This window comes from Weissella muntiaci (assembly GCF_008107635.1).
Taxonomy (GTDB): domain Bacteria; phylum Bacillota; class Bacilli; order Lactobacillales; family Lactobacillaceae; genus Weissella; species Weissella muntiaci.
In genome coordinates, this window is sequence record NZ_SDGZ01000006.1 from 46,379 (window position 1) to 71,081 (window position 24,703).

At 40.7% G+C, this 24,703-nt stretch carries 23 protein-coding genes; 1 reads left to right on the forward strand and 22 read right to left on the reverse strand.

Annotation, left to right across the window (positions count from 1 at the left end):
- Positions 1-54 precede the first annotated feature (54 nt).
- The 15 genes from ESZ50_RS01790 to ESZ50_RS01860 all read right to left on the reverse strand — a co-directional run bounded on the left by ESZ50_RS01790 (position 55) and on the right by ESZ50_RS01860 (position 18,771).
- The gene (locus tag ESZ50_RS01790; protein ID WP_148621893.1) at positions 55-1,035 is read right to left on the reverse strand and encodes a glycosyltransferase; all 981 of its coding nucleotides are present in this window, start codon (positions 1,033-1,035) and stop codon (positions 55-57) included.
- Positions 1,016-2,164: a glycosyltransferase gene (locus tag ESZ50_RS01795; RefSeq protein ID WP_148621894.1), complete on the reverse strand. Its 1,149-nt coding sequence runs from the start codon at positions 2,162-2,164 to the stop codon at positions 1,016-1,018. The genes ESZ50_RS01790 and ESZ50_RS01795 overlap by 20 nt, the downstream gene beginning before the upstream one ends.
- A gap of 25 nt (positions 2,165-2,189) precedes the next feature.
- Positions 2,190-3,266: an EpsG family protein gene (locus ESZ50_RS01800; RefSeq protein WP_148621895.1), complete on the reverse strand. Its 1,077-nt coding sequence runs from the start codon at positions 3,264-3,266 to the stop codon at positions 2,190-2,192.
- Positions 3,263-4,102 carry a glycosyltransferase family 2 protein gene (locus ESZ50_RS01805; RefSeq protein ID WP_148621896.1) on the reverse strand — a complete coding sequence of 280 codons (840 nt, stop codon included), beginning with the start codon at positions 4,100-4,102 and terminating at the stop codon, positions 3,263-3,265. The genes ESZ50_RS01800 and ESZ50_RS01805 overlap by 4 nt, the downstream gene beginning before the upstream one ends.
- A 107-nt stretch (positions 4,103-4,209) precedes the next feature.
- Positions 4,210-4,812 (reverse strand): sugar transferase, encoded by a 603-nt coding sequence (locus ESZ50_RS01810; RefSeq protein WP_148621897.1) that lies wholly within the window; start codon positions 4,810-4,812, stop codon positions 4,210-4,212.
- A gap of 8 nt (positions 4,813-4,820) precedes the next feature.
- Positions 4,821-5,585, reverse strand: a complete 765-nt coding sequence (locus ESZ50_RS01815; protein WP_148621898.1) for a CpsD/CapB family tyrosine-protein kinase — start codon at positions 5,583-5,585, stop codon at positions 4,821-4,823.
- 17 nt (positions 5,586-5,602) lie between these two features.
- Positions 5,603-6,508, reverse strand: coding sequence for a YveK family protein (locus tag ESZ50_RS01820; RefSeq protein ID WP_148621899.1), 906 nt, complete (start codon positions 6,506-6,508; stop codon positions 5,603-5,605).
- A gap of 342 nt (positions 6,509-6,850) precedes the next feature.
- Positions 6,851-8,932, reverse strand: coding sequence for a glycine--tRNA ligase subunit beta (gene glyS, locus ESZ50_RS01825; RefSeq protein WP_148621900.1), 2,082 nt, complete (start codon positions 8,930-8,932; stop codon positions 6,851-6,853).
- 1 nt (position 8,933) lies between these two features.
- Positions 8,934-9,860, reverse strand: coding sequence for a glycine--tRNA ligase subunit alpha (gene glyQ, locus ESZ50_RS01830; RefSeq protein ID WP_148621901.1), 927 nt, complete (start codon positions 9,858-9,860; stop codon positions 8,934-8,936).
- A gap of 372 nt (positions 9,861-10,232) precedes the next feature.
- Positions 10,233-11,030 (reverse strand): DNA repair protein RecO, encoded by a 798-nt coding sequence (gene recO, locus ESZ50_RS01835; protein WP_246111492.1) that lies wholly within the window; start codon positions 11,028-11,030, stop codon positions 10,233-10,235.
- Between the two features lie 118 nt (positions 11,031-11,148).
- Positions 11,149-12,486, reverse strand: coding sequence for a dihydrolipoyl dehydrogenase family protein (locus tag ESZ50_RS01840; RefSeq protein ID WP_148621902.1), 1,338 nt, complete (start codon positions 12,484-12,486; stop codon positions 11,149-11,151).
- A 95-nt stretch (positions 12,487-12,581) separates the two neighbouring features.
- Positions 12,582-13,688 carry an ABC transporter permease gene (locus tag ESZ50_RS01845; protein WP_148621903.1) on the reverse strand — a complete coding sequence of 369 codons (1,107 nt, stop codon included), beginning with the start codon at positions 13,686-13,688 and terminating at the stop codon, positions 12,582-12,584.
- Positions 13,669-14,388, reverse strand: a complete 720-nt coding sequence (locus ESZ50_RS01850) for an ABC transporter ATP-binding protein (protein ID WP_148621904.1) — start codon at positions 14,386-14,388, stop codon at positions 13,669-13,671. Before ESZ50_RS01850 ends, ESZ50_RS01845 begins: the two co-directional genes overlap by 20 nt.
- Before the next feature lie 49 nt (positions 14,389-14,437).
- Complete coding sequence (locus tag ESZ50_RS01855) at positions 14,438-17,596, reverse strand: SbcC/MukB-like Walker B domain-containing protein (protein ID WP_148621905.1); 3,159 nt, start codon at positions 17,594-17,596, stop codon at positions 14,438-14,440.
- On the reverse strand, positions 17,596-18,771 hold the full coding sequence (locus ESZ50_RS01860; protein ID WP_148621906.1) for a metallophosphoesterase family protein: 1,176 nt from the start codon (positions 18,769-18,771) through the stop codon (positions 17,596-17,598). The genes ESZ50_RS01855 and ESZ50_RS01860 overlap by 1 nt, the downstream gene beginning before the upstream one ends.
- A 169-nt stretch (positions 18,772-18,940) precedes the next feature.
- Here ESZ50_RS01860 and ESZ50_RS01865 point away from each other — a divergent pair, with 169 nt between their 5' ends.
- A complete protein-coding gene (locus ESZ50_RS01865; protein WP_148621907.1) occupies positions 18,941-19,558 on the forward strand; it encodes a uracil-DNA glycosylase family protein in 618 nt (205 codons plus the stop codon).
- Positions 19,559-19,599: 41 nt separating this feature from the next.
- Here the strand turns inward: ESZ50_RS01865 and ESZ50_RS01870 are convergent, their stop codons facing one another.
- The 7 genes from ESZ50_RS01870 to ESZ50_RS01895 all read right to left on the reverse strand — a co-directional run bounded on the left by ESZ50_RS01870 (position 19,600) and on the right by ESZ50_RS01895 (position 24,695).
- Positions 19,600-20,844, reverse strand: coding sequence for an amino acid permease (locus tag ESZ50_RS01870; RefSeq protein ID WP_148621908.1), 1,245 nt, complete (start codon positions 20,842-20,844; stop codon positions 19,600-19,602).
- 201 nt (positions 20,845-21,045) lie between these two features.
- Positions 21,046-21,225: a hypothetical protein gene (locus ESZ50_RS01875; RefSeq protein ID WP_148621909.1), complete on the reverse strand. Its 180-nt coding sequence runs from the start codon at positions 21,223-21,225 to the stop codon at positions 21,046-21,048.
- A gap of 149 nt (positions 21,226-21,374) precedes the next feature.
- Entirely contained in the window at positions 21,375-21,497 is a 123-nt protein-coding gene (locus ESZ50_RS11900) for a hypothetical protein (protein ID WP_281282876.1), read from the reverse strand.
- A 260-nt stretch (positions 21,498-21,757) separates the two neighbouring features.
- Positions 21,758-22,828, reverse strand: coding sequence for a glycoside hydrolase family 25 protein (locus ESZ50_RS01880; protein ID WP_148621910.1), 1,071 nt, complete (start codon positions 22,826-22,828; stop codon positions 21,758-21,760).
- On the reverse strand, positions 22,821-23,036 hold the full coding sequence (locus ESZ50_RS01885) for a phage holin family protein (protein WP_148621911.1): 216 nt from the start codon (positions 23,034-23,036) through the stop codon (positions 22,821-22,823). The genes ESZ50_RS01880 and ESZ50_RS01885 overlap by 8 nt, the downstream gene beginning before the upstream one ends.
- Entirely contained in the window at positions 23,029-23,256 is a 228-nt protein-coding gene (locus tag ESZ50_RS01890) for a hypothetical protein (RefSeq protein ID WP_148621838.1), read from the reverse strand. The genes ESZ50_RS01885 and ESZ50_RS01890 overlap by 8 nt, the downstream gene beginning before the upstream one ends.
- Positions 23,257-23,270: 14 nt before the next feature.
- Positions 23,271-24,695: a collagen-like domain-containing protein gene (locus ESZ50_RS01895; RefSeq protein WP_187387517.1), complete on the reverse strand. Its 1,425-nt coding sequence runs from the start codon at positions 24,693-24,695 to the stop codon at positions 23,271-23,273.
- Between the last annotated feature and the right edge of the window lie 8 nt (positions 24,696-24,703).

Consider the following 24,703-nt stretch of genomic DNA (forward strand, 5'->3'; position numbering starts at 1 on the left):
AACTACTTAAATAATGTACCCGACTTTACAAAACCTCTCCAACCAGCTAAAGTCCTAACCGATTTGCACCACAGCTTTTCTAATCAATTCAAGAAAGCCTGTTTTGAACTTATATTTCCTCTTTAACGATCGAATTGTTGTCCTTTTCAAGCGTTCGTCTATCTCGGCTCGATACAAGCCACGATTTAGCACGGCCGTCCGCTTCCTAAGAAATCTCTGATACATCGAATTAGCCCTTACCTGCCGCCGCTTTTTTTCCAAAACGTCGATGATTGTTACCCTTGATCTAAAGGAATCATAATTTTTCGTAATGTCAGTCGTCATGATTGAACCACTTCGATATCTTCTTTGAAAATATTTTCTTGAGTCATACATGGCTCGACTAACAAATTCGAAAACTAAGGGCATATATAATTCATCCTCATGAATAATTGCCTGGAAGCGCAGATCATGCGCCATTATAATCTCTGTCCGAATGAAGTAAAGCCAGACAGGTGCTAAAAAGTCTTTTATATTTGCCTTCAAGAAGCGTTGCTGGTTATAAACTACATCCTCCCGCAAAGCCCTAATTGGCCGATCAATCTGAATTTGATGTTCAAAACCGGTCTCGATAAACGGTGCATAATTAAACCTAATTAAGTCAACTGAATTAGACTCAGCCTTTTCCACTAGGCTCATAAGCATATCTTCCGTGATAAAATCATCCGCATCCAAAAAGAAAAGATATTTTCCATGCACATGCGTAAGTCCAGTATTTCTAGCTGGTCCCAAACCCTGATTAGCTTGATTAATGATCAACAAATTCTGATGCACTTTTGCCATTTCTTTTAAGACCGCTAGGCTTTGATCAGTACTACCATCATTTACTGCAATTATCTCCACGTGTGTATAAGTCTGATCAAAAACTGAATTAAGGGCCTTCTCAAGATATTTTTCGACATTGTGTACAGGTACAATTATTGAAACAAGCGGATCCATGCTCTTCTCCTTTGAATTGACTAATCCATGTTGCAAGTCACTTGAGATAGCGAGCATAAACCGCCCTCATAACTCTATCAACCTCGGCATGATCAAACTTCATCAAGGCCACCCGATTCCCCGCAACATTAGCACGAAGTTGCCTGTGCTTAATCGCCATGATTTTACTTTTTATCATGCCAACATCTTTAGGATTAATCAGATACCCCAATTCATCATTTAAAATAAAGTCAACCATCCCTGTGTTTTCGCTACCTAGAATATAATTACCATCTAACATTGATTCCAAGCCACCAAGTCCCAATCCCTCACGAACCGATAAGAAAGCGTTCATGTCTGCTGCAAAATGTAGCTTGCGAAGGTCCTTCACATATCCCATCAAATGGATATGCGCTTGTAAACCATTTTTCCTGGCATACTCAATTAATTGATCATGTAATGGACCAACACCGGCAATAAAATAATGAATCTGTGGATCTTTTAGCTCTGCCAGCGCCTTTAACACACTTAAATGATTTTTATTTTTGTTAAGTTCTCCAACGGAGATAATTGCAAAATCTGTTGTTTCCAATCCCAAATCACGCCGAGCATGGTTACGAAATTTAGCTCTATCTATATCTGAGGATCGCCCTGCTACTGCAACAGCAACACCAACACCGTAAATTTGAACCGTGTGCCTAGCGTGTAGGCGAGTTTGAGCAAACCTGTAATCACGTTGATTTATCATAATCAAGGTATCAGTGAAAAAACTCAATCCATACTCAATCGGAAAAAAAAGCCAGTTCTTCAGTGGACCCTTTTTAAAGAAATGTAATCCATGTGCTGTATACAAACTTTTCTTATGGCAAAGAGCACTGGCAATTCTTCCTAAAACGCCGCCAATCGGCGACTGTGCATGTACAAGATCTATTTCAAAAGTTCGAATAATCCTGATCAATTCATACGTAGTCTTTAGATTTCCAAAAGGTGATCCAATCCCACGTGCGAAAGCCACCTGGTGCACCACCACTGATTTCTCCTGCAATCGTTCTAAGAGTCGCTCTCTTGCGTCAAAATCCATCGAGCCAAAATTGACGAAATCACTTGCCACGTGCACCTCATAACCAAGTTCCAAAAGCAGATCAATATTGTGCTGATTAAATTGTTCAATCATATTCGCTTTTGCAGCCACAATTAAAATTTTCATTTCCTTAGCCCCTTTATATTTAAATTCATTCAATCATTTCTGGCAGCGGGTATGAATCGTTCAAATTCAAGTTTGTATTGACTTGATAAGGCAACACGCCACTATTGTCCAAAGCCAACTGATTATTAAATGAATAAATACCTAGGATCAAGCAAAGCATGTAAAAAGGTAGTTGCAGTATCCGATAACGTCCCTGTTTCAAAAGTTCAAGTTCTGATGGAACAAAGACGATTAGAAAGATTATGAAATAAACGCCCAATCTCTGCACAACAATATTGTCAAAAAAGAATAGCATTGGAAAAAGCATCGTCATCAAGAGACCATAAATATTGTTGTTAGGATTAAGTTGATCCAGCTGATCTTTATTCAGGAAATACACAATCAGTGCACTACCAACAATCAGTGCTAGCATGTTTGCTGTACCATGTACAACCGATTGGGTTCCAGTATAAATTGCCATTTTTGGAATAATGATTGCAATTAAGGAAATCCAGTAAGTTGAATAGAGAAAGAAAATAAATTCCAAGATCATTATCAATACCAGCGTGCTCCGTCTAATAATCCTCCGGACCACCAACGGCAATAGTAAGAAGATCAATGCGGAAGAATGTATCGAAATTGCCAACAACACAACAAAATAATAAGCAGTAAATTGCTTCACCTTAATGAATTTAACAGCATAAAAGATCAACGCAACTGAGATATATTGGCGCAAAATATTAAACGAACTAAAATACATGTATAGAGTCAAAAACATAAAAATACTTAGAAAAGGACCCGTCGACTGGTCTGAAATTGCCTTAAAAATGAAAAAAATCGTGATTAATGAAACCACAATAAACAAATATTGACTATTTGTGGCAACCGATCTAACAAAAAAGATCAATCCAATAAAGCCTTTTTCAAAGGGCAGGACCAAATTATTCGAGAAATCAAAGTAGTATTTATATGACATAAAATCAACACCAACGTCATAGCGCAAGGCTGACACTAACCATAAAATAAAAAAAGAACCCACAAATAGCGATTTTTTCAAAAATGGAAAAATCGTACTTGTTAATCCAAAAATCACTATCAGAAGTACCATGTACCAATAAATCATATTGATCGTTCCTTTCTATTAGTCCATGATTTCTGCTTGCTAATAATGATTCTACGGATAAACTTTAGCTGATAGAATCCTCTCAAAAACAAATATGTCAGTGCACCAATATCGTGTCGTTCAAACGCCGCCATTAAATTTTTCAACGTCCCACGATGCATCTCAAACAGTTTTGATGAGAGACCACTTTCGCCAAAAACCTCTTTATCCATATTTAGCGTCACCATTCGATGCGCCAAGAAAAATACGTTATACGAAGATGCAATCTTCAAAAAGTAGTTCGTATCTTCCGCATATCGCTGAGTGACATCAAAGCCACCAATTTCTTCAAAAATTTGCTTCTTCATCAAAACAGTTGGCGTTGAAGGAAAGGATTTTAGCAACATATCAAGCACACTAACTTGATATAGTCCAACGATTCGTCTAAATAAAACTCTCACTGGTTGATCATTATAGTAAGAACCCAACAAGTCAATTTGGTCATGCTCCATTAACTGTTTAACTTGAACGGCAATCTTATCCGGCTCCCAAACATCGTCTGCATCAAGAAAGGCGATCCAGTTACCCTGAGCTACATTCATTCCTCGATTCCTGGCTACGGACACACCAGAATTTGATTGATTCAAAAGATGAATTGGCACTTTTGATTCCCCTATTAACATCTGCACTGATCGATAAGAATCATCTTGTGAGCCATCGTTTATTACAATGATTTCCTTAATATATTTCAGTCCTCCATCAGCCTGCTCATTCACTGAGGCAATTGCCAACTTAATCTTGGCCGCCGCATTATATAAAGGAATCACAACCGATATTTCAAAATTATTTTCATTCATTTTGTCCAACTCTCATGCAAGATAGCTTTAGAAATAGACAAAAGCACCTTCTAAATCAGCTATGCTCCTATCAAAATTACTATCGACGCCAGAAGATTCGCTAGTCGTTAACTATGATTAATCCCAGTCATACTATAAACAGACCAAACTGTTTTCAAAAGAATTACTATATCGCCCTCTAAGGAGATGTTTTGCGCATATTGCCCATCATAGTCAGCTTTTTGGCGGTCCGATAGAATATTCCGTCCATTAACTTGTGCACATCCTGTAATTCCTGGCCGAATTTGTGCGGCCCCGTTTTGCTCACGAAATTTCACCACAAGCATATCTGAATCGGCCATCGGCCTTGGTCCAACAATACTCATATCGCCTTTCAGGACATTAAACAGTTGCGGTAATTCATCCAATGAAGCATACCGCAAGAATTTTCCGGGTAATGTCAAATATCGGGCAATATCTACAAAATTATTATTTGATTGCAAGGGCGTTGAAATCTTCATTGTCCTAAACTTATACATCTCGAAGGATGACGAGTCTTTTCCAAATCGGACCTGTTTGAAAATAATCGGTCCTTTCGACGTCACTTTAATCAGGGCTGCAATAACTAACATTGGAAGTAATAAAATGATGATCAATACGGACGCCATAACAAGATCGCTGAACCTCTTCCAAAAAGATTTATATGAAAATTTTTCCAAAAAATCATTCATGGCCCACCTTATTTCCGTGCAGACGCATTTTCATCTTGTGAGTAACCGTAACCATAGCCATACCCATAACCGTAACCATAGCCAGCATCATGTTTTGATTTTTTCATTCTTGACACTGAACCAAAAATTCTTGCATCACCCAATTTAAGAATTTCAATTGTTCGTTTTAAATTTGCCTTTAATGTCTTACCTAATGTGTTAACCAATACGACACCATCGACATCTGACAATAAAACCTGTGCATCAGTTACAGCCATGATGGGTGGCACATCCAAAATAATTATGTCGAATTGATTACGTAGACCATTAATCAAATCTTCCATCTTCTTTGAATTAAGCAACTCAGCTGGATTGGGCGGTGTTGGTCCAGCCACAAGAACTGACAGATTCTCCACAAAGGTTGACTGAATATAATTCTTTACTGGTAACTTTTGAACCAAATAATTGGTTAAACCACGCGAGGCTATCAAGTTAAAAGTCGTATGCAAGGTTGATCGACGTAAATCGGCATCAATAATAATAACTTTTTTCCCGTCTTGGGCCCATGAAACCGCAAGATTCGCTGAAATCGTTGACTTACCATCTGCCATTTCAGGTGAAGTAATCATGATGACTTGCATTCGATCGCCAATAGCGCTGGCAAATTCAATATTCGTTCTAACAGTTCGAATTTGTTCTGAAATAACGTTCTTGGGCTCCACAAATGAAACCAACCGTGCTCCGTGCTGCATGGTTTCATTATTCTCTTTATCTTTTTTTTGCCTAAATCTCATCATATCTCTCCTACCAATTAAATACGTCTTCCCAATCTACTTGCTCCCCCTTTGTCCCTCTGGTTGGTCAAATCATCCGATTGCCCTTTTTGTTGTTCCTTTATAACTTCTGCAAGTGGCTTCAATTCGCCGATATATTGCACAACACCCAGATTTGTCAGCCCAAACTCATCCGTAATCGTTTCCAGATTCTTGACAGACCGGTCTGTTAATTCGCGAATAATGCCCCATAGGAATCCAATCAAAGCTCCAGCAACTACCCCGACAATTGTTAGTAACTTGAAATTAGGCGATACTGGTGTCCCAATTGTCGTGGCCTTTGATATAACTGAAACATTTTTTATGATCATAATATTTGCAATTTTATTTTTAAAAACATTCACAACTTCATTGACTGCGTCACGTGAAAATTTTGCATTAGTTGACGTAACCGAAACAGTAAACACTTGTGAATTTGCTTGATTTTGAATTGTAATCATCTTTGCTAGTCCACTTGATGTAAGTCCCATGTTTGGATATTTAGCAATTTCTGTATCGTAGACGGCTGGCTTCCCTTTCGAAGCCAAAATTTCAGTTCCATCCCGTAAAGTTGAATACTCATCGGAAGTCGCCTTTGACACTAGAGTTCGTTGATTCTTAGTCAGATTCTGAACGACTTCGTCCAAGATTATGGGACGTGTAATAATGTCCTTATAGGTGTTAATCATTTGAACATCTGCTTGTTGGTCAGCAAATTGGACCGTCGTATTACTATCCTTATTTTGATTAACCAATAATGAAGCCGTTGAAGCATATTTAACTGGTATCACGAATTTCGAAATTCCAAATGTAATGACTCCAAAAGTTAATCCCAAAACAATAATCTTGCCAAAATTGTTTCGTAAAACGTTCCACATCTTTGCTAAATTAATTACGTTATCCATCTTGACCCCTAAATAATAATTGAACGAAACAAATATTAATTATATCTGAAACTTCAGAAAGCAACATCATCCTTTTCATGATATAAGTTATCCTTTTATAATGCAAGGACGTTATTATTGAATATATAAAGCCTTTTTAATAATTAAATAATTGAAATTTTGTAATTATTTATTTTGAAAACATTTCAAAAGTAATTCATCATTATTTAAATACGTTTTTCAAGAATTGATATACTTTGAATTTAAATATGCCAAAATCCACAAAAAAGAGACCATCCTAATGATTTAAAATCACTAGAATGGTCTCTTTTTTATAAAATCAACTTCTTACTTAGTAAATTATCACTTGCTCTTAACATCTAACTCCAAAAAGTTAGCTAACTTAGTCGCCTCATTTGCAACAAGTTGCAAGGTTGCTAAGCGGTTGTTCTTAACAGCTTCGTCTTCAACCATTACCATAGTATCCTCGAAGTAGGCTGCAATCACTGGCTGTAAGGCTAGCAAAGCGATCATCCGATCATTTAGACCAGAAATTGAGCTCAATGGTTGAACAGCCTGGTAAAGGTTTGCTTCAACGTCATTCTCAAATAAAGCCGGTTGAACTGTCTCAGTTGTCGGATTCTTGGTCATTAACCGCATAACGCGTGTTAATGCCTCAACCCCATCACGGAAATTGAAATCCTCATGATGATTGTTAATTGCATCTGCAGCATCTAACATCAAAGTTGTATCCGTCATTGCATTATTAGTAACTGCATTAATAATATCACGACGAATTCCTTGATCTTGCAAAGTCTTGGCCACCCGGTCAGTTAAGAATGCAATCACATTCTCAACATTTTCTTGCAAGGCTGTCGCAACTTCAATTGGTAGACCGAACTTATCCGTTGCCACATTGATCTGTTCAGCTGCCTGTCCTAGAATTTGTGCTAAATCAAAGTCCCAATCGTTATCAGCCAAAATTGCCACAACACCACTAGCAGCACGTCGTAAAGCATATGGATCGTTGGATCCAGATGGAATCATACCAGCTGCAAAGAATGACAATAATGAATCAAGCTTATCAGCGACTGCTAAGACCTTCCCCAATTCGGAGGTTGGCAACTCACCATCAGCTGAAATTGGCATATAATGCTCCCGAATTGCCTGGGCAACTGATGCTGACTCACCAAACAAACGGGCATACTTCTCACCCATAATTCCTTGCAATTCGTCAAATTCACCAACCATACCAGTCATCAAATCAAACTTGTAGATGTCGGCAGCTCGTTGTAACTCAGTAACCTGCTCAGCATCCAACTTAATTTGCTCAGCCAACAGCGTTGCAATAACTTTTGCACGACGTGTATGACTTGCAACAGAACCAAGCTTAGCGTGGAAAGAAACAACTTGTAGCTTATCGTTATAGAAGTCGATCGGATGCTTCTGATCCTCATTATAGAAGAACTTCGCGTCCTCTAAACGAGCGACCAAAACTTTCTCATTACCCGCAATTACGTTTTCGAGATGCTCGGCATTCCCATTCCGTACCGAAATAAAGTGTGGCAACAACATACCTTCACTATCGACAATGTGGAAGAAACGTTGATGTTCTTTCATTGAGGTGATCAGAACCTCATCAGGTACTTGGAGATATTCTTCATCGAAACTACCAGCAAAGGCTGTTGGATATTCCAAGATGTTGTTAACCTCTTCAAGCAAATCCTCATCAACCACAACCTTCCAATTATGCTCTGTTGCGATTTGCTCAACTTGTTGCAGAATATTCCCCTTACGTTCAGCTGCATCAGCCTCAACATAGACCGTTTTCAACTGAGCTTCATAGCTTGTTGCTTGATCAATTTCTATATCATGACCTAAGAAACGATGTCCACGGGTTGTTCGACCAGTTGCAACTCCTAGAATCTCAAAAGGTACAATCTCGTCATCCAACAAAGCTATCAACCAACGAATTGGGCGAACGTATTCAAATGTATGGCGGCCCCACTTCATCGTCGTCGCGAAGGTCATTGCTTCAACAACTTGCTTCACTTCGGCCAATACGTCCAAAGCAGACTTTCCAGCTTCAAACTTGGTTACATACACATATTCATTACCATTAAATTCTTTAAAGGTAATATCATCAGTTGTTAGACCTTGGCCACGTACAAAACCTTGTGCGGCCTTGCTAAAGTTTCCTTCGGCATCCAAAGCAGCTTTCTTTGCTGGTCCTTTAACTTCTTCTTCAAAATCCTCAGCCTTGTCTGCCACATCAGCTACCAAGACAGCAAGACGACGCGGTGTTGAGTAAGCCTTAATTGTGCCATAGGCCAAACGCTCATCAACCATGAAATCCGCAATGCGACGTTCAAGTTGCGCAATTGCTGGCGTTACCAAATGTGCTGGAATCTCTTCCAAGCCAATTTCTAGTAGAAAGTTTGCCATTTTACTTTGCCTCCTCATCTGCTGGTAGATACTTTGCCCGCAATGCTTCATCCTTCAAAAGAGGGAAGCCAAGCTTCTTACGCTCATCGATGAAAGCTCGTGCAACTGTTCTAGCCATGTTACGAATCCGTGAAAGATACTTCGCCCGTTCAGTCACAGAAACAGTTCCGCGCGCATCTAACAAATTAAATGCATGCGATGATTTAAGAATATAATCATACGCTGGATGAACAAGTCCTTGCTCTAGGGCACGCTTAGCTTCAGTTTCATATTCGTTGAAATGACGCAATAGCATCTCTTGGTCAGACTCTTCAAAAGAGTAAACTGAGTGCTCATACTCAGGTTCCTTAAAAATATCACCATACATAACGCCATTTCCCCATTCAAGGTCATAGACCGTTGGGACATCTTGAATGTAAGATGCTAAGCGCTCAAGACCATAAGTAATTTCAGAGGTCACAGCATCGACCTGGATTCCACCAACTTGTTGGAAATAGGTAAACTGAGTCACTTCCATTCCATCGAGCCAGATCTCCCAACCAATTCCAGCGGCACCCATTGATGGATTTTCCCAGTTATCCTCGACAAAGCGAATATCGTGTTCTAGCGGATCAATCCCTAGGGCTTTCAACGAATCAAGATAAAGCTCCTGAATGTTATCAGGGGATGGCTTCATAACCACTTGAAATTGATGATGTTGATACAAACGATTCGGATTGTCACCATAACGACCATCAGCAGGTCGACGTGAAGGCTCTACATAAGCCGCATTCCACGGCTCAGGTCCATTGGCTCGCAAAAAGGTATAGGGACTCATTGTACCTGCTCCCTTTTCCGTATCATAGGCTTGCATTAGCATGGCCCCTTGTTCAGCCCAAAAGCCTTGCAAAGTTAAAATAATATCTTGCACTGACAATTTCTTTGTCATAATCTTTCCTTTCACGTGGTTGTGAGAACAAAAAAAGCCCTACACCAACCACTATCCATGGTTGATGTAGGGACGATAAATCGCGGTTCCACCCTACTTCTGCAAAAGATTGCAGCAGCTTCATTACTATAATTAAATTGTTCCAACAGTGCCCCATAGATTAATCAGGTTATTCTCCCACCTACCAATAACTCGCTGAACTGATTATCATCTATTTATTCTGTCTTCATTACTTGAATAATTGTAGCACTAACAGGTGTACTGTCAACAGAACACCTGTGTTCACGTTTAACACAACCGTCCATGAAACAACTCAGAACATGTTGTTTGAATAAACCTTCACATCAGCCAAACTAGAGCTCTTATTCTTACCTACTCACGCTTTGCCTTTCGATCGATTAGCTTATTCTGCCAATCATTCAATTGCTGAATAAATGACTTCGCTTTTAAATGAATCCCGACTTGATCATCATAGATTTTGTCGAGGATTCTTGCCATATCAGTCTTGCTGTCAGTCTTAAGCACGAGACTGTTGATATTCTTTAATTCGGTCTCCGCCAATTTCATCAACAAACGTACCGCTCTAGGCTCTGCATGCATCCTTTGCTCATCAAGCTGCCAGTGTTCCTGACATAGCACTCCATTATACTTTTCGGAAAAGTCCAACGGGATATCCCGACGTCCATCAATTACGCAACCATCCCACTTTATACCAATTCCAAACGCCGTCAACAAATGTAATTCAAACCAATTTGCGAGACCCTGAGCATCAAAATCAGGCTGATCGTTAAGTAAACGTAACGCACGCTCGGCACGTTCGTACCAGGGTAGTAAATTCTGATTATCCACAAAAGCTGCGTCTAGCAGGCCTAGAATATAGGTCGCGTACGCATTGCGTTCGACGTCTAACATCAGCTGAGTGGGCAATTTTGCCTCTTTCACTTCATCAATAAATGATAACCCCTTCTCATTAAGTACCCCTTCAAAGGTTGCAATGGTTAAGGGCTGTATCTCAGCAGCATACGGATATCTTTTGGATTTACCGTTTTTTATATAAAACATCCGCTTGCCGGCCTGTTTCGTGAGGATCTTAACCATTAAATCCTTCTCTTTATAGGTTCTCTGATACATTACAATCCCCTGGAAAATTGTATGATTTCTTTCAGGCACTTTGCCACCTCCCACCCTGCTAATTAATTCCTTTAAGTATAACCCAAACCATGCTTGATGTATTTAAAAACCGAACGTCAGTCCATATGAGACTGACGTTCGGTCAATAATATTCTGCTTAGATTAATTGGTTACTAGAGAACCCGATACTTGGGAATAGGTAGACCAACCGTGCTAGCTGATCTTGTGAATACTGAAATTCAACGGCTGGTAACAACGTATTAATTACTTCAGCCGCATCTTCACTCATATCAACTGCCCCAACTAACTGATGTGCTTTATTATAAATCAAGCTTGTACTACCAAACTGAGGCCTTGCGATCTGTCGGAACCAGTCCTCTGTAATCGCATGTTCCTCAACCGTATATTCGGTTGGATTAGCCAATGCAGTTGCTAGGCTCACACCAACCTGAGCAATTCGCGGTGATGTGAATACAACCGTCGGAATCACTGGGTAATTAATTGGTGCTGTAGTCGCGCCCGTAAAGGTTTGCATTAAATATTTCGACTCGAAGATTGCCGTTGGCGTAAGGTTTGGTTGCGCCTTATCAATTACATCACCAGAAGCGTAAATATTTGGTACCGAAGTCCGCAAGTGATCATCAACAACGATTCCTTTAGCATTATAAGCAACGCCAACCGTATCTAAACCGATGTTTTCAACATTTGGCACCCGCCCAGTTGCATCCAGAACCCAATCGGCAACCGACTCACCCGCAGAGGTGTGCACAATTGTTTCCGTTCCATTTTGCTCTAGGGCAGTTACAGTAACGTTTCGCTTAATGTTGACACCACGCTCTGCTAAATCAGCAAGAATCTGTTCCACATACTTCTGTGGGAAGCTCCGCAAAGCCTGATCACCATGTAAGAGTAAATCAACTTTTGCGCCTGCCGTATTCGCTATTGTTGCAAATTCAAGTGCGATATACCCACCACCAACAATCGTGATCCGTTCTGGCAGAGTCTCTAGCGCCAGAAAATCCTTACTATCATGAGCAAACTCAGTCCCTGGTACCATCAAGTGTTTTGGCCGTAAGCCAGTTGCAATTACAATCTTATCAGCTGTCTTGGTCTGACCATCAATTGTGACCGTATGTTTATCAGCCAACATCGCGTGACCAAACAAAACGTCAATCTTACTATTATCCATTAATCCTTGAATAAAGTTAGGCAAGCCATCAATAATGGCGTGCTTATTTGCCATGTTTTCGGACCAATCAATTGATACATCCCCATTCACAATTCCATGAACTGCTTCTAAGTGACGCTTCAATGCAATTGGCTGATCCAAAATTATTTTAGCGTTGCAACCCCAATTGGGGCAGGTTCCACCGATTTTTTCTTCTTCAACTACTGCGACACGTAATCCAGAAGCACTTAACGGGATTGCCCCATCAAAGGTTCCATGACCACTACCAATGTATAAAACATCATAATCAAAACTATCTGCACTCATTATTCGTTCCCCCCAATTTAAAATCGGTTTTTGTCCGAAGAAGTTACTGATAAAAACTTTTGTTAATTACTGTTTTTGCCTAAAAAAGAAATCGATTAAGCCCCCCTCTGGAGCTGACCCTTTGTCATTGTAAGTTGACGCAACTGCCAATATTCAAACACGCCAATAAATACAACAATGATCAGCAGACCTGTTAAAGCATTAATAATTGGCATACCTAAGTATAAGACCAAAATAAACCAAAATACAACGGTAAGGCCCGCAAACTTGCTTGTAATACTTATAAAAGCCCTTCGGCGCTCAGCAAGTTTGATCGGATAAACATGATCAAAAACCACATTCTGCTGAGCTTTGACCAACGGATACCATTGGATGATCATTAGATAGACTAAAACAGTTAATAGCCCTAATTGTAACCAGCCAGTGCTTAAGAAGATTAAGACACCACCGAAAAGTGTAATTCGCAACCAAACTGATAAATACTGAGTTTGCCTTACAAAGGTTCGAACCATGATTTTGCTAATCGTCGTCGATTGCCGTGGCTCGAAGAACGCCAATAACGGATCAGCCCAAGCTCGCCGTTTAACGCGTGCTTGCATTCCGGGTACATCAATAAACATGTTAAAAAAAGCCAAGATCTTTTGTTGACGGTTCCGTTCGCTTACAACCAACTGATGCCAATTAACTAGTTTATTCGCTTGTCCTCGGTGACCTTGCGCAGACTCCTTAAAGCGTTGCATATATTGCATATTCCAAAAGGTAATTAGACCCTTAATACCAATGCTAATTATGATAATGATCATGGTTGCCGATATTCCAAATAATTTCGCCAATAGCGGAGTCAATACAAGCATGATCAAAAATTGAACCAACATATTTATGATAATACTGTACACTGTTGCCTGTCGCAAAATCTTTCGTAAACGATTTTCCGCGGCCAATAAGTAAACTGGATCAGCTGGCAAAATGAAACTTGCTCCCCGCCAAAAAATGGAAAAGGTTAATCCTACTAAGATTAGCGCAAGGCTTTTGGTCCAAAAGCCTATCTGTATACTTACCAAGATTTGCTGATACCCTACCATCCCCGCACCAAGCAAAATTAGTAAAGCGATAATCGCATGATCATTAAAAACATACCGTAAATACTTTGCAAATTGTTGCCATTGACTCAGCCAACGTGCTCTAAAGGATAGTATTTTCATATTCAACTCCCTTTTGATGCAACTCTGGCACTAAGCGTGCAAAATCATTTGTTGAGCCAGTTGCCGCAACCTTACCAGCCTTCAAATAAACAAACCGATCTGCTAGACCAGCCAATGTATCAAGCACATGGGTCGTCAAAAGAATTGAACCACCAGCAGCCTTACGTTCGGCGATTAATTGCAAAACATCCTGCACAGCAAGCACGTCCAGGCCAATAAAAGGCTCATCAATAATTAATAATGGCGTGTCGGTTATAAAGGCCATTACGAGCATAACTTTTTGGCGCATTCCCTTTGAAAAATGGACAGGGAACCAGTTCAATTTATTATCTAGCCGAAAGATTTTAACCAATCGCTCAGCACGTTGCCAAGCGAGCTCTTCATCCAACTGATAGGCGGTGATTGTTACATCAATATGCTCCCTTAGGGTTAATTCTTCATATAAGATTGGTTGTTCAGGTACATAAGTGATTTGGGCCTTGTATGCCGCACTATCGCTCTGCAGGGTCGCACCATTTAAAGTGATTGAACCTTTTTTGGGTGACAATAGCCCGATAATATGATTAATCGTGGTTGATTTCCCCGACCCATTCAAACCAACTAATGCCACTAATTCGCCATCGTCAACTTTAAAACTAATTTCATGAAGAATGCTTTCTTTACCATAGCCTCCAGCTAAATTTTCCACTACTAATGTCATCTGTTCTGTACCTTCCTTCGCTTACTCGCTTCTAATAATTTCGTCACTCTTACAAAGTTTGATAGTACAGCTCTGAATGACCGTTTCCTTGCTTCTTAACCTGCAACTGTTGCCCAATTTGACTCTTCATTGACTCGACGTGGGAAATAACCCCAACCATACGGCCGTCTTGTTCAACTAAATTCAATGCCTCCAAAGCCTCTTGCAACGTATTTGCATCCAATGATCCAAACCCTTCGTCAATGAAGAGGGCATCAATCTGCGCCCCACCAGCCCGGTTCTGTACCACCGCTGCCAGTGACAAAGCAATCGCTAGTGCGGCAATAAATGACTCACCACCGGACAGCGAACTAGTTGACCGGATTTTACCAGCATCTTGATCTAATACATCAATGTTCAAACCATTTTGATTAGCACGACCAGCAACATCGTTGTTCAAGACAAACTGATAGCGTCCCTTTGATAATTGCCCAATATAATAACGATTCGCGTATTGTAGCACTTCGGCTAGGTACATCCGTAAAACATACGGTTCCAATCTAAGTTTCTGTGCATTATCCCCATCAACAACTGCCGCCAATTGTAACAGACTTGCTGAATCACCAGTCAATTTCTCCAAGGTATTGCTAATTTCAATTAGTTTTTGTTCCAAATCACTTTGCTTCGCAAGCGCTTGTTCCAGATTATGCTGCTCAGCTTGTACCTGCTCCAAGTCAGCTAAGGCCTGGGCCTTTTCCTGACTAAGTTGAGCTAAGTCTGGCCGTGACTGATCCTTGATTTCGATCATTAACTCCTCTAAGGTTTCATTCACCTGAAGCAGTTGTTCATCATAGCGCGTAACCTCCTCGGTTAGCTTTTGCAGTTGCATTGGCACTTGAACCAATTCTGCTTGCAAGGCAACTACCTCATTAAGATCCTTAATATTCTCAGGAAGTTCTAACTGATCAATTTGCTCATTGGCTAGTTCAAGATGTTGCTTTTGCTTCGTTAGCAAGTCATTTTGTTTCGCCAAAGTTGCTTGATTGGCTGTCAAAAAGCTCTGCGCTTCGGCCAAGGCTCGTTGCTGATCTTGCAATGCTTTTTCTAAGCCATTCAGCCGTTCTTTGGTCTCAAACAATTCTTGTTCAATAACTACAACCGCGGGCGTCTCAGGCAAGTCATTCATACTACTATTAAGCTGCTCATACAACGCCTGACTTGTCGCAATGTTCTGTTGTTTTTTCAATAAATCCTGCCCAACCTGCTTATATGCCAAATCTGCTTTAGCAAGTTCAGTTTGAGTGGCTAGCTTAATCGCTTGGTTTGCCTGAATGTCACTTGCAACTGTCAGAAACGCATTTTCCACTTTTCCTTGATCCCATTTGGCGCCTAATTCCTGTGAAAAATTCTTATTCCAACGGTCACTTAAAGTTTGCCAACCAGCCTCAAAATGCTTCATGATATCCTGCAAACGCTTATTCGCTTGGTCCAACTGTATCTCTAATAAACTCATCCGTTCATCAGAATTAGCGATTTCAGCAGTTAGAACGGCAACCGAATGGCCGGCTTCCTCAGCCGCATCAACTGCCTTTTTTAACTCATCGGCGGTAATTTTGTTTTCACTATGATGATCAGCTTGCCCAGTATAGATTTCACCACAGACCAAGCAAGGCTCCCCAATTTCCAAGTCAGCCTGAATTTGCTGAATGAAAAGTTGCTTACGTTCGTCTCTTCGTTCGTTCGCATGACGCTTAGCATCCGCTAGTTGAACCGTCTGTTGCTGATGCTGTGCGATTAGCTCTGTCTGCTGTTTACTTAAGGTCTGTTTTTCACTTTCCAACTCAGCGATATTCCGACGTTGTTCTACTAATACTTGATACTTTCCTTGCAGGTCATTAAATTGTGCTTGTTGATCCTCAAGGTCCGCATATTGCTCAATCTGGTTAGTCTGTTCGAGTAACCGTCCTGATAGAATTTGTTGCTGCTGCTCTAAAGTCCCCGAATCATTTTTCGCCTTGTCGAGCTGTTGCTTTGTTGTATCAAGTTGTATAAACAATTTAGCACGTTGTTGCGCAGCTGGTAGTTGCTGACCCTGCAAAAAATCACTTTGCTTCCGTAATTCAACAATTTCATCACTCATTTGCGTACTCTGCTGCTGACTCATATTGGCCTGCTCAAGTTGTTGCTCTGCCTCAACCACGATCCGCTCCTGTTGTTGCAAATCGAGTTGAAGTTGTTTGATCTTAGCTTGATCATTCTGTACGGTCGTGAATAACGGTTGATGCGTTTGGGCCCAACTCAATTTTGCTAACTTTTCCCGTTGAACTTGGACGAGTGGCTTAGTCTGTTCAAGCTCAACTAATTTCAACTTTGTTTCCGCTTGGGTTTGAATTAATTTTTCCAAACTCACGCCCGCTGAATACAACTGATCAGCTTTATTAAAAGCCTGCTTCTGGGTGGCAACCAATTCAGCTTGTGCTGAAAGTCGCTGATTCATTTGGATAGTCTGTCGCTTGACCAGTTTCAACTGCTCAATTAACTCAATTGGACGCTCAGTTTCCCAAATAAAGTCATCTAACAAGAAATCCCAACGATTTCGTAGTTCGGTCTGCGCCTGAGTCCGATCTTTAACTTGCTCCTTCAGACGACTTGTTAATTCATCAAAGATCTCGGTTCCAAACAACGAACGCAGAATTTCCCGTTTTTCATCAGAAGTAGCCGCCAAAAATTCACGAAACTTATTCTGTGGTAGCAGAATAATCCTTTTAAACTGATCAGCCGTTAAATGCAGTAGGTTCTGAACCTCAAGTTTAACTTCTTGTGCTTTAGACCCAATCAGACGTAGCTCACTTTCAAGCTCTGCATCTAGCTCCACAAAGCGAACGTCCATTTGACGAACCTTCATACTGGTATCATCCTCAGCCGAGGTTTTCTTAACCTGGTATCGTGGTCGGCGCCTAATTTGATAAAAGCGACCGTGATGTTCAAAGGTAAATACAACTTCTGTAATTTGCTGATCTGATGCGAAATCGCTCCGCATTTCCTCAGCTTTTCGCTCACTCGTACCAACATTGTAGAGGGCGAAGGTCATCGCATCGAACATCGTTGTTTTCCCTGCACCGGTGTCTCCCGTAATCAAAAATAACTTCGACTTGTTAAAATTACGAAAATCGATCGTTTCGTGTTCGTATGGACCGAAATTAGTCATACTAATTGTTATGGGGCGCATTATGCTTCCTCCGTGTCTCGACGCAATGCGATCATCGTTTCTTGAATCACTGTTTTCATATCGTTATCCAAACGTGTCCCGCTAACATCCTGATAAAATCGTTCAATCAGCGCAACATCATCCAACTCCTCAGCCAAATCGTTAGCTTCCTGACTCACAAGGTGTTCATTAATCGCAGTCACATCATATTGCAATTCAACAATGTCGCCATAAATCTCGGTCAAGGTTTGCCGAATCGTTTGCTCCTTGGTAAAGCCTTGCAACCTAATTGAAAAATAGTTTGCCCCTTGCCGTTCGTATTTTTGATAAAAATCTGGATCAATCAGCGTCGCATACGTTTCATGCAAAACGATCAAATCTTTTTTTGTCTGCAATGGCAGCCAAGTTGTCTTCAATCCAGTAGCATCAAGATCGACCAGATAGACGCCCTTCTCATTACCAGCTTCCTTAGTATTAAACTTAATAGGCGAACCAGCGTATTTAACCTTTTCGCTCGGACTCGCCTGCTTCAGATGTAAATGGCCTAGCGCAACATAATCAAAAGCATCAAATAAATTAGCAGCAAGATTTTTCAAACCACCAACTTTTGAATTCGTCTCCGAAGTTAATTCGTAATTTTCATTTCCCGGACCACTAACATAATAATGAGTCACTAAAACATGTCGCTTTGCAGGATCAAAACTTTTTTCCATATCACCTAAGATATCTGACATAACCTGCTCAATGCTGGCGTACTGCTCATATTCTTCTAAGGACCTTTGATAGTAAATCCGAGCATCAGTCGGATCAATAAACGGCAACAGATAAATCTGCGTGTCTGCTAATTCGATTGGTGTAAAAGCACCTGCTAATGTCGTATTCAAGAATAAATCATTAGCCGCACGCCATTCAGCACCTGCCCCCAAACGGGTTGCTCCATCATGATTCCCAGACACTGCATAAATTGGAAGCCCCTCAGCGATATTAAGCACTCTCAGTTCTCGCTCCAGTTCTGCCATCGCCGCCAACGACGGAATTGCCCGATCATATAAATCACCAGCGATTATGACACCATCAACTTGATACTGCTTTGCTAGTTGCACAATTTGTTCAAATGCAACTTGTTGCTCAGCCAATAGGCTAAACTCTCCTAATTCCTTACCAATATGCCAATCTGCCGTATGTAACAATCGCATTCGATCACACCCTTACTTATTATTTCACTAAGATAATTATACTAAAAATAAGATCCAGTTGCGTCAACCCCATCAATTATTAGTAGGTCGGTCTAAGATTATCAATTCCAGTTACAATTCACTCGAAGTGGTCTAAAATTAAACTAACATCTTAGAGTGAGGTAATCACATGACTGATTTCGAGCAGGCATACGCCCAAATAATCGCTGCAATCAAAGCTGATCCAGAAAACAAAACATACACTGATCAAGGCTGGGAACCAATGTTATCAATTCATCCTGAGGCAACGTTCATCATTATTGGTCAAGCCCCAAGCCGGAAAGTCCAGGAGCATGGTGTCATGTGGGATGATCAAAGTGGTGATCGTCTCCGTGATTGGCTTGGCATCTCCTATGAAGAATTTTATGCTAGTCATCGACTTGCGGTTGTACCAATGGACTTTTACTTTCCAGGCAAATCAAAGAACGGTGGTGATGAGCTACCGCGCAAGACAATGGCCCCAAAATATCACGATCAATTGTTGGCGTTAATGCCTAACCTCAAGACCTTTATCTTGGTTGGCAATACCGCACTACATTATTATTTGCAATTACCGACTTCCACACCACTTACTAAAGTGGTTCAAGAGGCTGCTATTCCAACCCAACTAACCGCAGATACCATGGTCAATATTCCTTTACCTCATCCTTCGCCACGTAATAACATTTGGCTTGCAAAGAATCGTTGGTTTACCGAAACCAAACTCCCCGAACTGAAGAACCTAATTCGACAATTGATGAGTGACTAACCAAAAATAGCAGATGATTATAATCATCTGCTATTTTTTAATTAATAACCAATTAAACCTGTCGCAAGTCCCCACATCCCACTCAAAGCAACCAATGTCAGAATTACCATGCAGAACCACTCCATTTTGGTAATTCGAATTCCCTTTTCATGACGCGAGTAAATATAAAACCCAAAGCCCAAAATATATGGGATTGAGCAAATCCATAGGTATGTTAAACCAGCCAGAAGAATCGCACCAACCTGGAAAGTTAAAGCAAGTGCTCCTACCAACGTCATTCCCTTTTGTCCGTCTGCCAATCCGACTTTACACATATAGGCGGCCACCATCCCATAACATACCATTCCCATGGCAGTGCTAAGTGAAAACGCAAAATCATAAGCTTGGCTGGAAAAATATAACGAAATCATGAACAGTTGCACCAAGACTTGAGTTAGGATCAACGAATTGATTGGTGCACCTTTTCGGTTCGTCTTTCCAAACCATTTTGGCATCAAGCCTTGCTTTGCCATCTGGGATGTCGCCTCAACTGGTAGCATCGTCCATGACAGCCATGCACCCAAGATTGACAAGATTAGACCAATTGAAATAAAAGCACCACCAAAGCCGCCAACCATTCGGCCGAAAATATAGACTAGCGCTGGGCTCTCCATGTTAACTAACTCTGACTGTGGCAAGTACCCATATGGAATCATCGATACAACCAGATAAATCGCCAATAATGAAAGCACTCCGATAATGGTTGCTCGACCGACATCATGCTTCCTTCTCGCCCGACTTGCCATCATCGAAGCTCCTTCAACACCAACAAAGACCCACATCATTACCATAATTGAACCACGGACTTGCGCTAAAATCCCGCCGGCACTAGCATCCGAGAAAACTGCCTGTCCTGCCGTATTAATCTGGAAATTATGCCAGAACTCTTGTGTGAAAATCCCTGCTTTAAATGAAATTATCCCAATTACAATAAAAGCAAAAATTGGAATCAATTTCGCAATCAATACAACTGCATTGATCAACGCAGCTGATTCAACGCCATTTACAACCAACAAGGTTAGGCTCCATGCAATAATCGAAGCTCCAATGATCGCCGGCACAGAATTCCCACTAGCAACAGCCGGAAAAAAATAACCAAATGCCGACATCATGATCGTCGCGAAGGCCACGTTCCCAAGCCAAGCTGACAACCAATAACCCCAACCTGTAATAAAACCTGCGAAATCACCAAAACCCGCTCGCGCATAATCAGAAAAGCCTGATAGATTTGGGCGTTTGATTGCCAAGTGAAAACTATGTCTACAAACGCCGGTAAATCAACATCGAAATTCATTGTATTATGCAAAGGACTCACTAAGGGACTCACTACTTTTTGTAAGTAAAAAAGCATCTGAATCTCATTAGAAATTCAAACGCTACCTATATAAATAGATTCTAAAATATCCCTCATCGAGTAATGTCGTCATTCTATCTTGAATGGCGTTTTTTTATTGCTCCCCGGACTCACGTTCTGCCATTAATTGTTTTAGTTCTTCTATATCATCATCAGTCGCTAAGTTTCTGATGAATGACCGTGCATAACTACGATACTGCAAATACTTAGCTTGTTCCTTATTCTTTTCTTGCCAGCGCTTGTTGCGCTCCGTCTGAGTATTCTTTTCGGACATTATTTTACCAACCCCACAATTAAAGTGATTATTTGGATAGCTATCATCAAAGTAAGTAATTTTTCTGTTCTATTAAATTTCTTCATAATTATATGTTAATATGGATACACCAAAGGAAGGTCATCTCTGACCTTTCTTTGACAAGAGCCCTATGCAAGCAACTCTTTGATAAGTGCGATTAGCGAGATTCCTACACCTACTAATGTTAACTTATCTGACCTTGACCAAGGCTCTTTTTGTTTGCGCTTGGCGTGTTTAGGCTTGTATCTCATATCCTCCTCCTTTCTATATATTAATAATACTATATATAGTACGGTTTGTAAAGTGTTTTCTTGAAATTAATTATCTTTAAAACCATCAATATGGAAATAATTAAACTCGAAACTAAGTTGTAAATGCTTAAAATTGGCAAAATAACAAATTAAACCAACAAAAAAAGCCCCGCCAAGTAGAGATTAATCTACCTAGCGGGGCTTTGATATGAAATTAAAAAAAGGGATTATCCTTTCCTTTTTATACAAATTGAATTTTACTACTTAACGTAGGCTACCTTCAACCAGACTGATTCGCCATTCATCTCGATTTGAATTGAGTTTCCTACCCGGCTCAATACCTTATAGTTATCATTCAAAGTAAAGTATTCCATAGCGCCATTGTTTCCTTGGGCTACTTGATTAGCTAGTGCATTACCGTAGCGATCTGTTAGAGTGACGCTTTGAACTGGCATATCATTATTATAATCAGCGACCGGGACACTCATATCATTGTTACGTGCGTACCAGTTAGCACCGTAACTTTGCCACTTATCAACCACATAGACGCCGTTAAACGAAACAGTATCAGTTGTATTCGAAACTGGTGGCGCTGGCGTAACTGTAGATGAGTTGTCATCTGCCGAACCTGTTAAATCAGACCAATCACCATAAAGGTAATCCCAATCGTAACCGTCTCCGTCGCCATACTGATACATAGTAACTTTTTCCCACCAAGGAATATTCAACATCTTTTCCTCGGCCCATGCCTTAATTTCAGGTGTCAATTGAGAGTTACCTGTATAAGCATAAAATGCTACCCACAAAGGATGGTCTGAAATATCTGACCAATCAAAACGACCATTTGCACCAGTAGCAAAGAAATAACTAGTGTACAGTCCGACTTTCTTACCAGTCAGACGATATACTTCGTCCATGAATTGCTTTGGCTCGTTTCCTGTGAAATGGTTACCATCGACTGGATTCTCTTCAAAATCTAGCCATAGAGTAACGTTTGGGTTCGCAATATCTTCGGCACTCAATGAGCTTACAAAGTAGCGAGCTTGCGCGATAACATCGGAATCGGAGCGTAGATAGTGGTAATATCCTAAATGCTTATCATTTTGTTGTGTCTGTAGTGATTGGCTGTACATCAACGGATTAATATATCCAGTTCCTTCTGTGGCCTTAACAATCGCAAAATCCCAATTATTTGCTAGATAATTTTGTTGATGGCTACTTACATCAGTACCATAAATATCTGCATGAGCCGGCGTACTTGATAATGCCATTGCGCCACCCAATGAAAGCGCCAATGCACCAGCTACAGCTAAAGTCTTAATCTTATTCATTCGTGCTCTCCTGATCTTTGTTACGAGTTGAAATCTTTCCAATAGTTGAACCGCCAAGCACCGAGGCAATTAATGCAACGATGGCATAAATCGTGCTTGATACCTCCGAACCAAGTGGCAAGTTCCAAATCTTAGCAATTGCCAAATAAAAAGTCGCCAACGCTGTTAATACAGTAGTGGCGACTGATGCAAATTCAGTTTTATTCATGTTGAGTTCCTTCTGTAAGTTCCTTCCATTCTTCAATTTTATTTAAACGTTTTTCGTGGTCATCTAATCGCACTTCTGTTTGGTGGTCTAATTTATCAACTTTAATTCCAATTCGATCTATTGGCTTTTTCACAAAAGTGTTCAGTATATATCCGAGAGCTGTTAATGCAAAACCGACTACAGTGACAAATGCCGCCCACTCATCCCAACTTTTAGGCAATATCTTCCTCCTTTCTATGCTGTCGGTACTCCCGCAGACCAAATCATTGCATCACCAGTTCCATAAGATCCCGCAACAGCTCTCACATAATTGTTTGATGGAAATCCCGTAATGCTAGTAGTGTGAATAGTCCCATCCGGATTGATTTGAAAATCAACTCCATCAGAGCCGTCCTCATCAGCAAATTTGATCAATACTCCACTAGTTAATGCTCCGAATTGCTCGACTCTCAAACCTAAAGGCATTTTTTCTTGTGCTAACTCAAACCTTGTATTAGTAGGAACGTTGCTTTTGAAAGAGCTATCCCCATAAATGAACACAACATTTCCTTTGCGGATTAGATTAACCGTCAAACCATAAGGAAAGGCTATTCCGCCTGTGTCATACAAATAAGCATCTTTGTTCAATAACTCCCATTTTCCATCTACTCCTGATAGAGAGTCCGCAGATGGAAACTGAGTTCCGGAAGTTTGTGATACAACCGATCTAAATATTGCACCTTTTAATTGGCCGGTTCTTGGATTTCCAAGCGAAGGCACACGTACAAGTTGATTAGCTAGATATTGTGTATTTGGAGACCAATTAACAATAGCTACAGTACCAATTGCGTCTTTTCCCGCCGGCCCTTGTGGCCCTTGGTCGCCTTTTACACCCTGAACTCCTTGTTCACCTTGCAATCCTTGTATCCCTTGTGGCCCCTGAGCGCCAGTGTCGCCTTTAATGCCGGTAGCCCCTGACATATCAGTAATAAGTGTAAACTTCGTACCATTCCATAAATAAAGCTCAGCATTGTGTGGATCATCAACGTTAGACGAAATAATTACAAAGTCTCCCTTGGTCAAATTCTTTCCGTCCATTGCTGAATAGCTGGGAAATGTTTCGGCAATCGAGAAATCCTTTCCAGCGACTCCTTGAATGCCTTGCACACCTTGCTCTCCCTGCTTACCTTGAACTCCCTGAGGGCCTTGTTCACCATCTTTACCACTAGGCCCCATTTCTCCCTGATCGCCTTTTACACCTTGTGGGCCCACCTTAATTTGCTGAATTTTCTCATCCATCGCTTTTAAAACATAGTCAAAGGTAACCTTATAAAACAGATCGCCCTCGACTTCTTTTAAATTTGCAGATACCTCAAATCCAAGCGACCCTGACGATGGATAGATTTCAACAGTTCCGTCCGGTTTTCTTACGTTAATTTCTAGACTGTAGTGTCCGGGTGTTAGCTTCATCAAGTTTTCATCTGTAAAATCAAGCTCAATTAAATCATCAATGACTTTTGGCTTAACATCAAATAGATAGCCATCGTTGGCAACACTTACTGAGACCTCATCACCAGATATTTGCTGGTTTACGCCACTAGAAATCAAACGAAATAGAAACTTGGTTGCTGTATCACTCACCTTACTTTCAAGGTCAGACATTGTTTTGATTTCTCTCATACAAGTTT

What these genes read in the sequence shown, in the direction of transcription:
- ESZ50_RS01800 (WP_148621895.1), bottom strand. Translation starts at nt 3,266, where the DNA reads ATGATTTATTGGTACATGGTACTTCTGATAGTGATTTTTGGATTAACA.
- ESZ50_RS01885 (WP_148621911.1), bottom strand. Translation starts at nt 23,036, where the DNA reads ATGAATAAAACTGAATTTGCATCAGTCGCCACTACTGTATTAACAGCG.
- ESZ50_RS01805 (WP_148621896.1), bottom strand. Translation starts at nt 4,102, where the DNA reads ATGAATGAAAATAATTTTGAAATATCGGTTGTGATTCCTTTATATAAT.
- ESZ50_RS01860 (WP_148621906.1), bottom strand. Translation starts at nt 18,771, where the DNA reads ATGCGATTGTTACATACGGCAGATTGGCATATTGGTAAGGAATTAGGA.
- ESZ50_RS01850 (WP_148621904.1), bottom strand. Translation starts at nt 14,388, where the DNA reads ATGACATTAGTAGTGGAAAATTTAGCTGGAGGCTATGGTAAAGAAAGC.
- ESZ50_RS01840 (WP_148621902.1), bottom strand. Translation starts at nt 12,486, where the DNA reads ATGAGTGCAGATAGTTTTGATTATGATGTTTTATACATTGGTAGTGGT.
- glyS (WP_148621900.1), bottom strand. Translation starts at nt 8,932, where the DNA reads ATGGCAAACTTTCTACTAGAAATTGGCTTGGAAGAGATTCCAGCACAT.
- ESZ50_RS01815 (WP_148621898.1), bottom strand. Translation starts at nt 5,585, where the DNA reads ATGAGATTTAGGCAAAAAAAAGATAAAGAGAATAATGAAACCATGCAG.
- ESZ50_RS01845 (WP_148621903.1), bottom strand. Translation starts at nt 13,688, where the DNA reads ATGAAAATACTATCCTTTAGAGCACGTTGGCTGAGTCAATGGCAACAA.
- ESZ50_RS01880 (WP_148621910.1), bottom strand. Translation starts at nt 22,828, where the DNA reads ATGAATAAGATTAAGACTTTAGCTGTAGCTGGTGCATTGGCGCTTTCA.
- ESZ50_RS01855 (WP_148621905.1), bottom strand. Translation starts at nt 17,596, where the DNA reads ATGCGCCCCATAACAATTAGTATGACTAATTTCGGTCCATACGAACAC.
- ESZ50_RS01875 (WP_148621909.1), bottom strand. Translation starts at nt 21,225, where the DNA reads ATGTCCGAAAAGAATACTCAGACGGAGCGCAACAAGCGCTGGCAAGAA.
- ESZ50_RS01795 (WP_148621894.1), bottom strand. Translation starts at nt 2,164, where the DNA reads ATGAAAATTTTAATTGTGGCTGCAAAAGCGAATATGATTGAACAATTT.
- ESZ50_RS01820 (WP_148621899.1), bottom strand. Translation starts at nt 6,508, where the DNA reads ATGGATAACGTAATTAATTTAGCAAAGATGTGGAACGTTTTACGAAAC.
- ESZ50_RS01790 (WP_148621893.1), bottom strand. Translation starts at nt 1,035, where the DNA reads ATGCTCGCTATCTCAAGTGACTTGCAACATGGATTAGTCAATTCAAAG.
- ESZ50_RS01810 (WP_148621897.1), bottom strand. Translation starts at nt 4,812, where the DNA reads ATGAATGATTTTTTGGAAAAATTTTCATATAAATCTTTTTGGAAGAGG.
- ESZ50_RS01895 (WP_187387517.1), bottom strand. Translation starts at nt 24,695, where the DNA reads ATGAGAGAAATCAAAACAATGTCTGACCTTGAAAGTAAGGTGAGTGAT.
- glyQ (WP_148621901.1), bottom strand. Translation starts at nt 9,860, where the DNA reads ATGACAAAGAAATTGTCAGTGCAAGATATTATTTTAACTTTGCAAGGC.
- ESZ50_RS11900 (WP_281282876.1), bottom strand. Translation starts at nt 21,497, where the DNA reads ATGAGATACAAGCCTAAACACGCCAAGCGCAAACAAAAAGAGCCTTGG.
- ESZ50_RS01865 (WP_148621907.1), top strand. Translation starts at nt 18,941, where the DNA reads ATGACTGATTTCGAGCAGGCATACGCCCAAATAATCGCTGCAATCAAA.